The 14,686-nt window shown below is 71.7% G+C and carries 10 protein-coding genes; 9 read left to right on the top strand and 1 reads right to left on the bottom strand.

Features of this window, described 5'->3' with window-relative positions; translation table 11 throughout:
• The first annotated feature begins 88 nt into the window (after positions 1-88).
• The 5 genes from AC068B_RS03585 to obgE all read left to right on the top strand — a co-directional run bounded on the left by AC068B_RS03585 (position 89) and on the right by obgE (position 8,214).
• Positions 89-4,249, top strand: a complete 4,161-nt coding sequence (locus AC068B_RS03585) for an Rne/Rng family ribonuclease (RefSeq protein WP_478668722.1) — start codon at positions 89-91, stop codon at positions 4,247-4,249.
• Positions 4,250-4,512: 263 nt separating this feature from the next.
• Positions 4,513-5,823, top strand: a complete 1,311-nt coding sequence (locus AC068B_RS03580) for a phospholipase D-like domain-containing protein (protein ID WP_478668720.1) — start codon at positions 4,513-4,515, stop codon at positions 5,821-5,823.
• A gap of 202 nt (positions 5,824-6,025) precedes the next feature.
• Positions 6,026-6,346 (top strand): 50S ribosomal protein L21, encoded by a 321-nt coding sequence (gene rplU, locus AC068B_RS03575; RefSeq protein ID WP_055566950.1) that lies wholly within the window; start codon positions 6,026-6,028, stop codon positions 6,344-6,346.
• A 14-nt stretch (positions 6,347-6,360) separates the two neighbouring features.
• Positions 6,361-6,615, top strand: coding sequence for a 50S ribosomal protein L27 (gene rpmA / locus AC068B_RS03570; RefSeq protein WP_356262476.1), 255 nt, complete (start codon positions 6,361-6,363; stop codon positions 6,613-6,615).
• Positions 6,616-6,765: 150 nt separating this feature from the next.
• Positions 6,766-8,214, top strand: a complete 1,449-nt coding sequence (gene obgE, locus AC068B_RS03565) for a GTPase ObgE (protein WP_468562384.1) — start codon at positions 6,766-6,768, stop codon at positions 8,212-8,214.
• Between the two features lie 108 nt (positions 8,215-8,322).
• On the opposite strand, the gene AC068B_RS03560 is transcribed toward obgE, so the two are convergent.
• Entirely contained in the window at positions 8,323-10,413 is a 2,091-nt protein-coding gene (locus tag AC068B_RS03560; RefSeq protein WP_478668718.1) for a hypothetical protein, read from the bottom strand.
• 329 nt (positions 10,414-10,742) lie between these two features.
• On the opposite strand from AC068B_RS03560, the gene proB reads away from it, so the two are divergent.
• From proB to AC068B_RS03540, 4 genes are all read left to right on the top strand, one after another.
• Positions 10,743-11,849, top strand: a complete 1,107-nt coding sequence (gene proB / locus AC068B_RS03555; protein WP_478668717.1) for a glutamate 5-kinase — start codon at positions 10,743-10,745, stop codon at positions 11,847-11,849.
• 224 nt (positions 11,850-12,073) lie between these two features.
• Positions 12,074-12,553, top strand: a complete 480-nt coding sequence (locus tag AC068B_RS03550) for a hypothetical protein (RefSeq protein WP_478669235.1) — start codon at positions 12,074-12,076, stop codon at positions 12,551-12,553.
• Between the two features lie 112 nt (positions 12,554-12,665).
• Complete coding sequence (locus AC068B_RS03545) at positions 12,666-13,958, top strand: glutamate-5-semialdehyde dehydrogenase (RefSeq protein ID WP_478668716.1); 1,293 nt, start codon at positions 12,666-12,668, stop codon at positions 13,956-13,958.
• A 50-nt stretch (positions 13,959-14,008) separates the two neighbouring features.
• Positions 14,009-14,620, top strand: coding sequence for an SCO2584 family spore wall biosynthesis protein (locus AC068B_RS03540; RefSeq protein WP_356262459.1), 612 nt, complete (start codon positions 14,009-14,011; stop codon positions 14,618-14,620).
• Positions 14,621-14,686 lie beyond the last annotated feature (66 nt).

The raw sequence follows: 14,686 nt of genomic DNA, 5'->3' as shown, positions 1-14,686 counted from the left end.
CGGATGGCGGCCCCGCGCATGAAGCGCGAGCCGTGGACATCACCGGACCAGGCGCGGCGCCCGGGAGCGTGACGGGAGAACCGCCCGCATGCTTGAGCCGATCGAACCCACTGAGGGCTCGGACAACAACACCCCCAGCGACACCCTGCCGCCGCGCCGCAGGCGTCGCGCCGCGTCGCGTCCGGCGGGCCCGCCGACGGGCGCCGCCGAAGCCGCCGCGTCGGCCATACCGGCCGCCCCCGCCGCCGAAGAGGCTCCCGCCGCCGAGGCCGCGGAGAGCGCAGCAACACCCCAGGCCGCCGACGCCGCCGAGGCCCCCGCGCCGCGTGCGCGCCGTCGTGCGTCCCGCCGTGCCTCCGCTCCGGCGGGTGCGCCGCAGGCCGCCGAGACGACGGAGCCCGCCGCCGCGCCCGCCCCCGCCGTCGAGGCTGAGGCTGCCGAGGAAGCCGAGGAAACGGCAGCCGCCGAGGTCGTCGAGGCCCCCGCGCCGCGTGCGCGCCGTCGTGCGACCCGTCGCGCCTCGGCTCCCGCCGGTGCGCCGCAGGCCGCCGCCGATGAGACGGCCGCCGCTGTCGCTGTCGACGAGGCTCCCGCGAAGGCCCAGCCGGTTGCCGAGGAGGACGCGCCGAAGGGGCGTACGCGCCGTCGCGCCACCCGTGGCGCCTCCGCTCCCGCCGACGAGCCGCAGGCCGCCGTCGAGGAGACCGCTGCCGTCGTCGATGAGGCTCCCGCGAAGGCTCAGCCGGTCGTCGAGGAAGATGCGCCGAAGGGGCGTACGCGCCGTCGTGCCACCCGTGGTGCCTCCGCTCCCGCCGGTGCCCCGAAGGCCGCCGAGAAGGAGGTGGCCGCGAAGCTCGCCGAGCAGCCCGCCGCCGCCGAGCAGGCCCCGGCCGAGAAGCCTCAGGTCGAGGAAGCCGACGCCGCCGAGGACGACGCGCCCCGCGGCCGTCGCCGTCGCGCCACCCGCAAGACCGCGGCCACCGGCTTCTCCGCGCCGTCCGGTCACAAGGCCCGCAAGGCGCAGCGCGCCGAGGAATCAGGCGAGGACGGCGGCCGCAAGAACGCCCGCCCCGCCGTCGCCGTCTTCCAGGCCCCCGTGTTCGCCGAGCCGATGTTCCAGACCCCGGAGCGCGCCGCCGCGGCGGCCGCCGCCGAGGCCGCGGAGGAGACGCCCGCCGAGCCCGCCCCCGCTGCCGCGCCCGCCCCCGTCGCCGAGGAGGAGACGACCCCGCGCCGTCGCCGCCGCCGTCGCGCCGCGGACGAGCAGCCCGCTGCCGCCGAGGAGCGCGAGCCCGTCAAGGCCGCCGTCGAGGAGCAGCAGGCCGACGAGCCCGAAGAGGCCGCCGCCGAGCAGGCCGACTCCGACGACGACACGGAGGAGTCCGGCGAGCGCCAGGGCCGCCGTCGCCGTCGCGGTGGCCGTCGCCGTCGCCGCGGTGACTCCGCCGACCAGGACAACGAGCAGAACGACGCGTCGGGCGAGTCCGACGACGACGCCGAGCAGGCGGAGCGGTCCGACGAGGCGTCCGACGACGCCGAGCAGGACGCCGAGGAGTCCGACGACGCCGAGGAGTCGGCTTCGGAGTCCGGCGGTTCCAGCAGCAGCCGTCGCCGCCGTCGTCGCCGTCGCCGTGCCGGTGACTCCGCCGAGGGCGAGCCGGGCGACAGCGACCCGGAGCGCACGGTCGTCAAGGTCCGTGAGCCGCGCAAGAAGGAAGAGCGCGAGCTCGGCACCGGCGCCGACGAGGTCCAGTCCATCAAGGGCTCGACCCGCCTGGAGGCCAAGAAGCAGCGCCGCCGCGAGGGCCGCGAGCAGGGCCGCCGCCGCGTCCCGATCATCACCGAGGCCGAGTTCCTGGCCCGCCGCGAGGCCGTCGAGCGCGTGATGGTCGTCCGCCAGAACGGCGAGCGCACCCAGATCGGCGTCCTCGAGGACAACGTGCTCGTCGAGCACTACGTCAACAAGGAGCAGGCCACCTCGTACGTCGGCAACGTCTACCTGGGCAAGGTCCAGAACGTGCTGCCGTCCATGGAGGCCGCGTTCATCGACATCGGCAAGGGCCGCAACGCCGTCCTGTACGCCGGTGAGGTCAACTTCGAGGCGCTCGGGATGGCCAACGGCCCCCGGCGCATCGAGTCCGCCCTGAAGTCCGGCCAGTCGGTCCTCGTGCAGGTCACGAAGGACCCGATCGGCCACAAGGGCGCCCGCCTGACCAGCCAGGTCTCGCTGCCTGGCCGCTACCTGGTGTACGTGCCCGAGGGCTCGATGACCGGCATCAGCCGCAAGCTGCCCGACACCGAGCGCGCGCGTCTGAAGACCATCCTCAAGAAGATCGTCCCCGAGGACGCGGGCGTCATCGTGCGCACCGCGGCCGAGGGCGCGAGCGAGGACGAGCTGCGCCGCGACGTCGAGCGTCTGCAGCAGCAGTGGGAGGACATCCAGAAGAAGGCGAAGGCGGCCTCGACGAGCTCGCCGAGCCTGCTCTACGGCGAGCCGGACATGACCGTCCGCGTCGTCCGCGACATCTTCAACGAGGACTTCTCCAAGGTCATCGTCAGCGGTGACGAGGCGTGGCAGACCATCCACGGATACGTCTCGCACGTCGCGCCCGACCTGGCGGACCGCCTCTCCAAGTGGACGTCCGAGGTCGACGTCTTCGCGACGTACCGGATCGACGAGCAGCTCGCCAAGGCCCTGGACCGCAAGGTCTGGCTGCCGAGCGGCGGCTCGCTGGTGATCGACAAGACCGAGGCGATGATCGTCGTCGACGTCAACACCGGCAAGTTCACCGGGCAGGGCGGCAACCTCGAAGAGACCGTGACGAGGAACAACCTCGAAGCGGCCGAGGAGATCGTGCGCCAGCTGCGCCTGCGCGACCTCGGCGGCATCGTCGTCATCGACTTCATCGACATGGTCCTGGAGTCGAACAGGGACCTGGTCCTGCGCCGTCTCCTGGAGTGCCTGGGCCGGGACCGGACCAAGCACCAGGTCGCCGAGGTCACCTCGCTCGGCCTGGTCCAGATGACCCGCAAGCGCGTCGGACAGGGCCTCCTGGAGTCCTTCTCCGAGACCTGCGTCCACTGCAACGGCCGTGGCGTCATCGTGCACATGGAGCAGCCGACCTCCGTCGGTGGCGGCGGCAAGCGCAAGAAGCGCGGCCGTGGCGGCTCGGACCAGCAGGACCACGGTCACGAGCACACGCACGAGGTGGAGACGGCGGACGGCCCGGCCGAGCCGGAGACCGAGACCGCAGCTGAGGTCGCGGCCGAGGCGGCCGCTCCGGTGGCGCTGCCCGAGCCCGAGTTCGTCGCGGACGAGGAGCTCTACAGCAGCGCGGCCGAGGCCGAGGCGGCGATGTCGTCCCGTGGCCGTTCGCGGCGTCGCGCGACCCGTCGCGCGTCGGCTCCCGCGGGCGCTCCCCGCGCGGAGACCGCACCCGTGTCGGAGGCCTCGGAGGCCCCGAAGGCCGACGCTCCCAAGGGCGCGAAGAAGTCGGGCAAGAAGGCCAAGGCCGCCGAGAAGGCGGAGCGGGCCGCGAAGGCGGAGGCCAAGGCCGCCGAGGTGCCGGTCGTCGAGTCCGACGTCGCCCGCACGGAGGCCCCGGCCGCCGAGGACCCGATGGTGGGCACCCCCGCGGCCGTCGAGGCGGCGCACGAGGCGCACGACGGGGTCGCAGCGGCTCCGGAGGCTCCGGTGGACGACGCCGCGCCGAAGGGACGTACGCGCCGTCGTGCGGTCCGCAAGGCGACGTCGCCCGCCGGTTCGCCGAAGGCCGCTGAGCCCGAGGCCACCGAGGTCGTCGTGGCGGAGGCGCCGAAGGCGGAGCAGGTCGCCGAGCCGGTGGCCGAGCCCGTGGCGGAGGCGCCCGTCGCCGACGCCGCGCCGCCGCGTGCCCGCCGTCGTGCGGTGCGCAAGGCCACCGCGCCGACCGCGTCGGCCGCGGACGCGGCCGTCACGGTGGTCCCGTCGGCCGAGAAGCCCGCGGACAAGGCCGCCGAGCAGCCCGCCGAGAAGGCCGTGACGGAGACCGAGGCGCCCGCCGAGGAAGCCGCTCCGGCCAAGAAGACGGCGCGCAAGACGGCGGCCAAGAAGGCGCCCGCGAAGAAGACGGCCGCCAAGAAGACCGCGGCCAAGAAGACGGCCGCCAAGAAGACGACGGCCAAGAAGGCGACGAAGGCGACGGCGAAGAAGGCCGCGGCGGCGGAGCAGACGCCGTCCGGCGTCTCCGCGAGCGCCGACGGGGCCTGACCCCTTCGCACACCGGTGCCCCCTGCACGGCGTTCTCGCCGGGCAGGGGGCACCGCTGTGTCCGGCAAACGGGTCACTACAGCTCGAAAGCATGAAGCGGGTCGCCCCGGACTTGGAGCTCAAGGGTGTACCTGTAAAACTCATGAGGTCTGATAAATGAACGGGGACGTAAGCACGCGTTTGGGGAGACTGCGTGCCCGCGTCCGGGGGAGGGATGACAGATGGCGCACGGGCGCCTGAGGGGCACGGGGCGACACCGTGCCGTGAAACCGGTCAAGGGCGGCCGCCAGGCAGTGGCACTGGCCACGGTCCTTTCGGCGGCAGGGATCCAGGCCGTGGGCTCCGTCGGGGCCGCTTCGGCGGACCCCGGGCCGACCTGGACGGAAGGGCCGATCTTCAACGACCCGAAGGGCGACGTCGACGGGCAGTACGCGATCCGGGCCCGCCTGATCGAGCTGACGAACTCCGCGGTGCCGGGCTCGACCATCAAGGTCGCGGTCTACCACGTGTGGGAGGCGTCGGTCGTGGACGCGCTCGTCGACGCCAAGAACCGCGGCGTGCACGTGCAGATGCTGCTCGACGAGACCAGCAAGAGCGACCGGCCCACGAACACCTCGTACAACACGCTGAAGACGGCGCTCGGCACGGACAAGAGCAAGACGTCGTTCGTGTCGCTCTGCCCGGCCGGGAAGTCCTGCCTGGGCGACCCGCGGTACGGCAAATCGATCATGCACAACAAGTTCTGGCTGTTCTCGGAGGTCGAGGGCGCCAAGGACGTGGTCGTGCAGACCACGTCGAACTCGACGCCGTCGGCGCACACCAAGTTCTTCAACGACGCGCTGCTGCTGCCGAACAACCCCGCGATGTACGACGCGTACGCGGACTACTTCACCGACATGCTCGGCAAGCGCTGGGCGGACTGGGACTACCGCACGGTCAGCAGCGGCCGCTACAAGGCGTACTTCTTCCCGCGCAACGGCACGGTCAACGAGACCGACACCATGTACTCGGTCCTGAACAACGTGAAGTGCACGTACAAGGACACCGCGGGCACCACGCAGCACACCAAGGTCCGCGCCGCGATCTTCAAGATCACGCGGAAGCAGATCGCCGACAAGCTCGTCTCGCTGAAGAAGGCGGGCTGCTCGGTGAGCATCCTGTACGCGGAGACGGACAGCGCCAAGAGCCAGAACGGCACCCCGGGCACCTGGGAGCAGCTACACAAGGCGGGCGGCCCGTCCATGCGCTGCTACAACGACGACCGGGACCCGCTGCACCCCGGCACCCGCCTCACGACGCCGTACATCATCCACTCGAAGTACCTGCTCGTCGACGGCATGTACGACGGCAAGCGGAACAAGGTCTCCTTCACCGGCTCGCAGAACTACACGGCGCCGGCGCTGCGCGAGAACGACGAGGCGATCGTCAAGATCGACGACGACTCGGTGCACAACACGTACCGCTCGCACTTCGACCGCACGCGGGCCGTGGCCTGGCCGGGCAGCGCCGACAAGACGGACCTGTGCAAGGGCGTCAAGCCGCTGCCGCCGGACGGTGAGAATCCGGTCCGATGACCGGGGGGGGCGGGGCCGGTTTGACCCTTCCGGGGCGGCCCCGTAACCTAGACCGTCGGCGTGTTCCTATGCACGCCCGCCCCCTGTAAACCTTTTTCCTCTCCCGGTCCAGGCCATGCGGTCCAGGTCGTGAGAGAGGCCGTTCCGCTTGCGCGGGCGGCTGGACTGCGGGGGTCCCGTTCCGAGCGAGAGAGAGATCCGCGTGTACGCCATCGTGCGCAGCGGTGGTCGCCAGCACAAGGTTGCTGTCGACGACATCGTTGAGGTTGACAAGATTTCCACTGCCAAGGTTGGCGACACGGTCGAGCTCTCGACCCTGCTCGTTGTCGACGGCGACGCTGTGACCAGCGACCCGTGGGTGCTGGCCGGCATCAAGGTCCAGGCCGAGGTCGTGGACCACCACAAGGGCGCGAAGATCGACATCCTTCGCTACAAGAACAAGACCGGCTACCGCCGTCGTCAGGGTCACCGTCAGCAGTACACGGCGATCAAGATCACCGGTATCCCCACGGCTGCGAAGTAAGGGACTGAGACAAGATGGCACACAAGAAGGGCGCATCGTCCACTCGGAACGGGCGCGATTCCAATGCTCAGCGGCTCGGCGTGAAGCGCTTCGGCGGTCAGGCCGTCAACGCCGGTGAGATCCTGGTCCGCCAGCGTGGCACCCACTTCCACCCGGGCTCCGGCGTCGGCCGTGGCAAGGACGACACCCTGTTCGCGCTGGCCGCGGGTGCGGTGGAGTTCGGTACCCACCGCGGCCGCAAGGTCGTGAACATCGTTCCGGTCGTCTGAGTCCGTCTTCACTGACTGACTGGGCGCTCGTCGAGCGAGTTCTGCGAAGGCGGACCTTTCTTCCCGATGATCGGGAAGCGGGTCCGCCTTTCGCGTGTTGTAAATAGTTACAGCTAAGACATTTCCGTAAGTTTCTGGAGGCACCGAACCATGACCACCTTCGTGGACCGCGTCGAGCTGCACGCCGCCGCGGGTAACGGGGGCCACGGCTGTGCCTCCGTCCACCGTGAGAAGTTCAAGCCGCTCGGCGGTCCCGACGGCGGGAACGGCGGCCGCGGCGGTGACGTGATCCTGGTCGTCGACCAGGACGTCACCACGCTCCTCGACTACCACCACAGCCCGCACCGCAAGGCCACCAACGGCCAGCCCGGCGCCGGTGACAACCGCTCCGGCAAGGACGGCCAGGACCTGGTCCTGCCCGTCCCGGACGGCACGGTCGTCCTTGACAAGGACGGCAACGTCCTCGCGGACCTGGTCGGCCAAGGCACCACCTTCGTCGCGGGCCAGGGCGGCCGCGGCGGCCTCGGCAACGCGGCGCTGGCCTCCGCCCGCCGCAAGGCCCCCGGCTTCGCGCTGCTCGGTGTGCCGGGCGAGGAGCGGGACGTCGTCCTCGAGCTCAAGACCGTCGCCGACGTGGCCCTGGTGGGGTACCCGAGCGCGGGCAAGTCCTCGCTGATCTCCGTGCTGAGCGCGGCGAAGCCGAAGATCGCGGACTACCCGTTCACGACCCTCGTCCCCAACCTCGGTGTGGTGACCGCGGGGTCGACCGTCTACACCGTCGCCGACGTGCCCGGCCTCATCCCGGGCGCCAGCCAGGGCCGCGGCCTCGGCCTGGAGTTCCTGCGGCACGTCGAGCGCTGCAGCGTGCTCGTGCACGTGCTCGACACGGCGACCCTGGAGTCCGACCGCGACCCCGTCTCCGACCTCGACGTCATCGAGGCCGAGCTGCGGGAGTACGGCGCGGGCCTGGAGAACCGGCCGCGCATGGTCGTCCTGAACAAGATCGACGTGCCGGACGGACAGGACCTCGCCGACCTGGTCAGGCCCGACCTGGAGGAGCGCGGCTACCGCGTCTTCGAGGTGTCGGCCGTCGCGCACAAGGGCCTCAAGGAGCTCTCCTTCGCCCTCGCCGAGCTGGTCGGCGAGGCGCGTGCCGCGAAGCCGAAGGAGGAGGCGACCCGCATCGTCATCCGCCCCAAGGCCGTGGACGACAGCGGCTTCACGGTCACCCGCGAGGACGCCGACGGCGAGCCGCTGTACCGCGTGCGCGGCGAGAAGCCGGAGCGCTGGGTGCGCCAGACCGACTTCAACAACGACGAGGCCGTCGGCTACCTCGCGGACCGTCTCAGCCGCCTCGGCGTCGAGGAATCGTTGATGAAGGCGGGCGCCCGCAACGGCGACGGCGTCGCCATCGGCCCCGAGGAGAACGCGGTCGTCTTCGACTGGGAGCCGACCATGATGGCGGGCGCGGAGATGCTGGGACGCCGTGGCGAGGACCACCGCCTCGAAGCGCCCCGCCCGGCCGCGCAGCGCCGCAGGGACCGCGACGCGGAGCGGGACGAGGCGCAGCGGGAGTACGACGACTTCAAGCCCTTCTAGCACTCGCTGCTGGAACCGCTGGCCGAAGCCGACGAGAAGGGCCCCGGAGCTATCAAGCTCCGGGGCCCTTCTCGTTCGCTACAGGCGCGCTCAGGCGTCTTCAGGCGGTCACGCGGTGACCGTGTCCTCCGCGCCGTTCGACTCCGTCGGGTCCTGCTCCGTCTCCTCCGCCGCTTCCTCAGCGACGCGCTGGCCCGGGATGTCCGCGTCGACGCGGGAGGCCATGCGGGCACGGCGCTCGTCGGCCTGGGCGCTCAGTGCGAGCGCCGCGGCGTTGAAGCGGACCAGGGAAGGCGGGTCGGAGGGGCCCAGGAGGTGCTCCTTGAGCCCGGCGCGGGCCTCGGCGTGGGAGTCGAGCTCCGGGGCGCGTACGGCCTTCAGAAGGGCAGCCACGCCGTCCGCCTCGGGCGTCAGGATCGTCGCCGCGGACGCCGTCGGGAAGCTCGCGCGGAACTCCGCCTCCGTCATGCCCGCGGTGTTGGCGACCGCGTACGGCTTCTCGCTGCTCAGCCAGTCGGAGACGACCGAGGAGACATCGCTGATCAGCAGGTCGGCCTGGTTGAAGCAGTTGAAGATCGCGGGGCGCGCGGTGGTGATGATCTGGTGCTCCCACTCGGGGAAGGAGGCCCAGAACGCGGTCTCCCACGCGGCCGTGGCGGCCGCCACCTGCGCCTGCTGGTCGCCCTCGGGGGCGCCCTGGAGCATCATCCGCTCCTGCTCGTCCGCGCTCTTGCGGAAGCTCCGCGCGGTCAGCCGGTCCAGGTCGGCGGCGCGGGCGGCCAGCTCGGCCGCGGCGTCGGCGCCCGGGCGGTCGCCGGACCGCTTGGTGTTGGCGGCGAGGATCATCGCCTTGATGCGCTCGTTCGCGGCGCCCGCGAGCGGGTTCTGCGAGCCGGTCATCGGGTGCGGCTTGTAGACGAGGCGCACGGCCGGGTCCGCAAGGAGCTCACGGACGATGTTCTCGCCCGCAAGGACCACCGAGGTGTTGCCGGGGTTGCCGTCCCAGCCCTCCCAGGTGGGGGCGTACAGAACGGTCGTGAACGCACCGGTGGGCGCGCCGACGTACGGGCGGATCGGGGACAGCTGCGGACGGCCGACCTCGACCACGTCCTTGTCCTCGACGCCGATGTCCGCGAGCTGGTAGCGGTCGCGGGCCGCGGGGCCCGCCACCCACACCTCGTCGTACGCCTTCGCGTAGGGGTTGCAGGAGGAGAGCTTGTCGCTCTCGCCGTGGTTGATGAAGGCGTGCTTGATCGTCGGGATGCGCAGGACCTGCGAGGTCTTCGCGGCGTTCGCCGGGTGCAGCATCATCTTCAGCGTCGACGTCTCCAGCGAGAACATCGTGGCGACCTTCGGGAAGCAGATGATCGGGACGTCCGTCGCGTCGATCTTCTGCACCATGAAGCGCTCGCGCAGCACGATCAGCGGCTTGCCGTCGAGCTCGGAGAGCGTGGAGAGCCACATGTTCGCCTGGTACGCGGACGTCGTGCCGCCGGAGAAGTACATGGCGACGGTCGGCTTGTAGTCGGCGAGCCACTCGTCGAGCCACTCCATGACCTTCTGGTCGTGCAGCGCCCGCTTCTTCGGCAGCAGCCAGGTGGCGAGGTGGAGCGCACCGCCACCGATCAGCAGGATGGAGACGGCGAGCCCGATGCCGCCCCAGTACGCGTCGGTGGTCGCCGCGGTGACCAGCAGGCCGACCGTCGTCGGGACCGAGAAGGTCAGCAGGCGGTGGGCCTGGCGGCGGGACAGGATCCGCGGCGGGGCGGCCGTCAGGTGCAGCTTCGACGTGTCGATGTTGCGCGTGACGATCGGCAGCGAGCGGGTGCGGCGCACCAGCACGGCGACGGCCTGGCAGCCGAAGTGCAGGACGTAGAACGAGAGCAGCGCGATCGTCAGCGGCGACTGCTCGGCCAGCGGCTCGATGCCGTCGATGCGCAGCAGGCCGACCAGGATCAGCATGTCGCGCAGGAGCTGGCGCACCGTGACGTCGAAGCGGATCTTGCCAAGGAGGGAGAGGAGGCCCGGCTGCTTGTACTGCAGATAGATGTCCAGCGCGAGGTTCGCGGCGGCCGCGGCGATGAACACCGGGACGTAGGGGATCAGCGCGGTCGCGAGCTGTGTCGCGAAGAGCGCGAACATCGCGAACAGCGCGGACAGCTGCACGATGCGTCGGGGGGCGAGTCCGGCAGAGGGCACGGGCTTGGGCTCCTGGCGGGGGTGTCAGAGGGAATGGGGGGAAGTCGACCACTGACCGTATGACGTGCAGTGGCTCCCTAGCAATCTTCCGTGATGTCAATCACCGGATAAAGGGTCAAAGGGACTGAACCTCCAGGCCGATTTTCGCCTCTGACGTGAATACGTCCACTCCCGCGGGGCCCGGCCCCACAGGCCCCTCCGGCCCCGGTCCGCCCCTCGGGACGGGCAGGCGCCGGGCCCGTGGCCTCACGTAGATTGCAGGTCCGGGGATCGCAGGTCCGGGGCATCGGGATCATTTGGGGAAGAGCGTGGCAGCGGCAAGGCAGTCAGTGGCAGAGGCCCGGCGGGTCGTCGTCAAGGTCGGGTCGTCGTCCCTGACCACCGCATCGGGGGGCCTGGACGCGGACCGTGTTGACGCCCTCGTCGACGTGCTCGCCAAGAGCCGCGACGGCGGCAGGCGCGAGATCGTGCTCGTCTCGTCCGGCGCCATCGCCGCGGGCCTCTCCCCGCTCGGCCTGGTGCGCCGCCCCAAGGACCTCGCCCGCCAGCAGGCGGCGGCCAGCGTGGGCCAGGGCCTGCTCGTGGCCCGCTACACGGCCTCCTTCGCGCGCTACGGCGTACGCGTCGGACAGGTGCTCCTCACCTCCGACGACATGGCCCGCAGGGCCCACCACCGCAACGCATCGCGCACCCTCGACCAGCTGCTCGCGATGGGCGCGCTGCCGGTCGTGAACGAGAACGACACCGTGGCCACCGCCGAGATCCGCTTCGGCGACAACGACCGGCTCGCCGCCCTCGTCGCCCACCTCGTCCACGCCGACCTCCTCGTCCTCCTCTCCGACGTGGACGGCCTCTACGACGGCGACCCCGCGAAGCCCGGCACCTCCCGCATCGACGAGGTCACGGGACCCGCCGACATGGCGCACGTCGAGATCGGCAGCGCGGGCAAGGCGGGCGTCGGCACGGGCGGCATGGTCACCAAGGTCGAGGCGGCACGGATCGCCGCGGCCGCGGGCATTCCGGTCGTCCTGACCTCCGCGAGCCAGGCGGGCGACGCCCTCGCGGGCCGCGCCACCGGGACGTACTTCCACCGCACGGGACGCCGCTCCGCCGACCGTCTGCTGTGGCTGCAGCACGCCTCCGAGCCGCGGGGCGCCCTCACCCTGGACGAGGGCGCGGTGCGCGCGGTCGTCGAGGGGCGCAAGTCGCTGCTGCCCGCCGGGATCGCCGCGGTCGAGGGGGAGTTCACCGCGGGCGACCCCGTCGAACTGCGGGACGCCGGGGGCCGGGCGGTGGCGCGCGGTCTGGTGAACTTCGACGCCAAGGAGATCCCGTTGCTCATCGGGCGCTCCACGCGGGACCTCGCACGGGAACTCGGACCTGCGTACGAGCGGGAGGTCGTGCACCGGGACGACCTCGTCCCGCTGCACGGATAGCCCGGGGGAAAGCCCCAGGTGGCATCGGACCATCCGTCCCATACGCCTCACCCGCCCCGGCTGAAAACCGTCGCGCACGGCCCCGGCCGACCGCCCCGCGGAAGGTGAAACTCCCCAAAACCGCCCCGCGGGACTGCTTGGCCTGCTCAACTTTGTTGAAGACAGTTCTGCATGACCGTTGCGTATCGGCACACCATTGCGTAAAGGAGGCCGTCGTGAGACGAGTGCGCCCAGGGGCGGCGTCCCGCGGCTCGGCTGAGCGGGCGCTGACGAGCGTCGCCGCGGGGACGGCGTACGAGAGCGATCCGCACGGGCCACGCGCGGCCGACGCGGGCGAGGGCCGGGAGGGCGAGCCGGTCGAGACGCCCCGCCTCTGGCACGTCACGCTGAGCGTCTCGGGTGCCGAAGCGCCGCTCGACGAGGTCAGGCGGGGCCTGGAGCAGCTCGCCCACGACCATCCCTTTCTGCTCACCAGCAGGTACGCGCCGGACCACGCGGAGATCCGCTACTGGGAGGAGGCCCGCGACCTGCACGACGCCGCCGCGGTCGCGCTGCGGCTGTGGGGCGAGCACCGGCAGAGCGCGCAGCTGCCCCCGTGGGAGATCGTGGGGCTCGAAGTGATCGGCCGCGACACATATCACCAACGCATCGCGGAGGGGTACGGACCGTTACCAGCCACCCCCGTCGGCGTGCACCCGTTTTGAGCCGTCGTCCCGGCGGGGCACCGATCCTTTGCTCCCATGGCACACCCCGGAGCCGGTCTCGGGGAATGGGATACCGGGTGGACGCTCCCCGCACGGGGATTACCCTGCGGGCATGACGTCGCTCTCTCCCGTCTCGCCCTACGACAACCTCTCGCCGGTCGCCCAGGCCGCCTACCGCGCCCGCGGCGCCGCCGCCACGCTCGCCCCACAGCCGCGTGCCGCCAAGGACGACGCGCTGCTCGCGATCGCCGACGCGCTCGAGGTGCGGACCGCCGAGATCGTCGAGGCCAACGGCAAGGACACGGAGCGCGCCCGCGAGGCCGGCACCAGCGAGTCGATCGTCGACCGGCTCACCCTCACCCCCGAGCGGGTCCGCGCCATCGCCGCCGACGTGCGCGACGTGGCCGCCCTGCCCGACCCGGTCGGCGAGGTCGTCCGCGGCTCGACGCTCCCCAACGGCATCGACCTGCGCCAGGTCCGTGTCCCCCTCGGCGTCGTCGGGATCATCTACGAGGCCCGCCCGAACGTCACCGTGGACGCGGCCGCCCTCTGCCTGAAGTCCGGCAACGCCGTCCTGCTGCGCGGCTCGTCCTCGGCGTACGCGTCGAACGCCGCCCTCGTGCGCGTCCTGCGCGACGCGGTGCACGGCGCGGGACTGCCCGCCGACGCCGTCCAGCTCGTCCCGGGCGAGAGCCGCGACTCCGTGCGCGAGCTCATGCGCGCCCGCGGCCTCGTCGACGTCCTCATCCCGCGCGGCGGCGCCTCGCTGATCAGGACCGTCGTCGAGGAGTCCACCGTCCCCGTCATCGAGACCGGCACCGGCAACTGCCACGTGTACGTGGACGCCGAGGCCGACCTCGACATGGCCGTGGACATCCTGATCAACTCCAAGGCGCAGCGCCCCAGCGTCTGCAACGCCGCCGAGACCCTGCTCGTGCACCGGGACATCGCCGACGCGTTCCTGCCGCGCGCCCTGGACGCCCTCGCCGAGGCCGGTGTCACCGTCCACGCGGACGAGCGCGCCATCACCTACGCCGAGGGCAGCAAGGCCACCGTCGTCGCCGCGACCACCGAGGACTGGGAGACCGAGTACCTCTCGTACGACATCGCGGCCGCCGTCGTCGACACGCTGGAGCAGGCCGTCGAGCACATCCGGCTGTGGACCTCCGGGCACACCGAGGCCATCGTCACCACCTCGCAGCGGGCCGCCCGCCGCTTCACCCAGCTCGTGGACTCCACCACGGTCGCCGTGAACGCCTCGACGCGCTTCACCGACGGCGGCCAGTTCGGCTTCGGCGCCGAGATCGGCATCTCCACCCAGAAGCTGCACGCGCGCGGCCCGATGGGACTGCCCGAGCTGACCTCCACCAAGTACATCGTCACGGGCGACGGTCACATCCGCTGAATTCCCTTACCGTCTGCCCAAATTGCCCCTTCCGGGTCTAGGCTGGAGGGGTGCCGGAGGACGTGGGGGGCACGCCGTCTTTCCCTGACGGCTGGGAGCCCGACGACGACCGCGACCGCGGGGGTGCGGACGAAGAGTTCGCCTCCGTGGTCTTCGACGAGGACTTCGTGCGAGCCGCGGAGATCCATGAACCGACCGCCGTGGAGCGGCTGCTGGCAGCCGCCCAGGCGCGCGCCGAGGCCTCCGAGACGGAGGCCCGCCGGGCACGCACCCGTGGCCGGGGCCACGACACGGCGGACGACGAGCTGTACGAGGACGGTTTCGGCCCCGACGACGGCGCCGAATTCGGCCGCGACGACGACCTCGACGACGCCTACGAACACGACCCGCCCGGGGGGTACGGCCGCCCGGGCCGCCACCCCGGCCAGGTCCGCTGGCATCGCCCCATAGCCTGGATGCTCGCCCTCCTGATGGGCATAGGCATGGTCGCCCTCGCCTTCACCGCCGTCTATCGGGGTGCCTCGTCGGGCGGCCAGGGCCAGGTGCCCGCGCCCGCCTCCACCGAGGTCGGGCAGAGCGCCGACAAGGAGGCGTCGCCCAGCCCCTCCGTCTCCGCCGAGTTCAGCCAGTCCGCCGTGCCCGCGGTGCCGCGCACGCCGTGAGGGATTGTCAGAACTTGTCGCGTACCAGGGCGTTTACCTGGCGGCCCGGGGACCTACTCTGAAGGT

It is taken from the genome of Streptomyces sp. NPDC042371 (assembly GCF_056437465.1).
Note: the sequence above shows the minus strand (reverse complement) of the source record. Positions and strands in the feature narration are given on the sequence as shown.

Coding starts and splice junctions, on each gene's coding strand:
- AC068B_RS03585 (WP_478668722.1), top strand. CDS start 89: ATGCTTGAGCCGATCGAACCCACTGAGGGCTCGGACAACAACACCCCC.
- rpmA (WP_356262476.1), top strand. CDS start 6,361: ATGGCACACAAGAAGGGCGCATCGTCCACTCGGAACGGGCGCGATTCC.
- AC068B_RS03545 (WP_478668716.1), top strand. CDS start 12,666: ATGACGTCGCTCTCTCCCGTCTCGCCCTACGACAACCTCTCGCCGGTC.
- obgE (WP_468562384.1), top strand. CDS start 6,766: ATGACCACCTTCGTGGACCGCGTCGAGCTGCACGCCGCCGCGGGTAAC.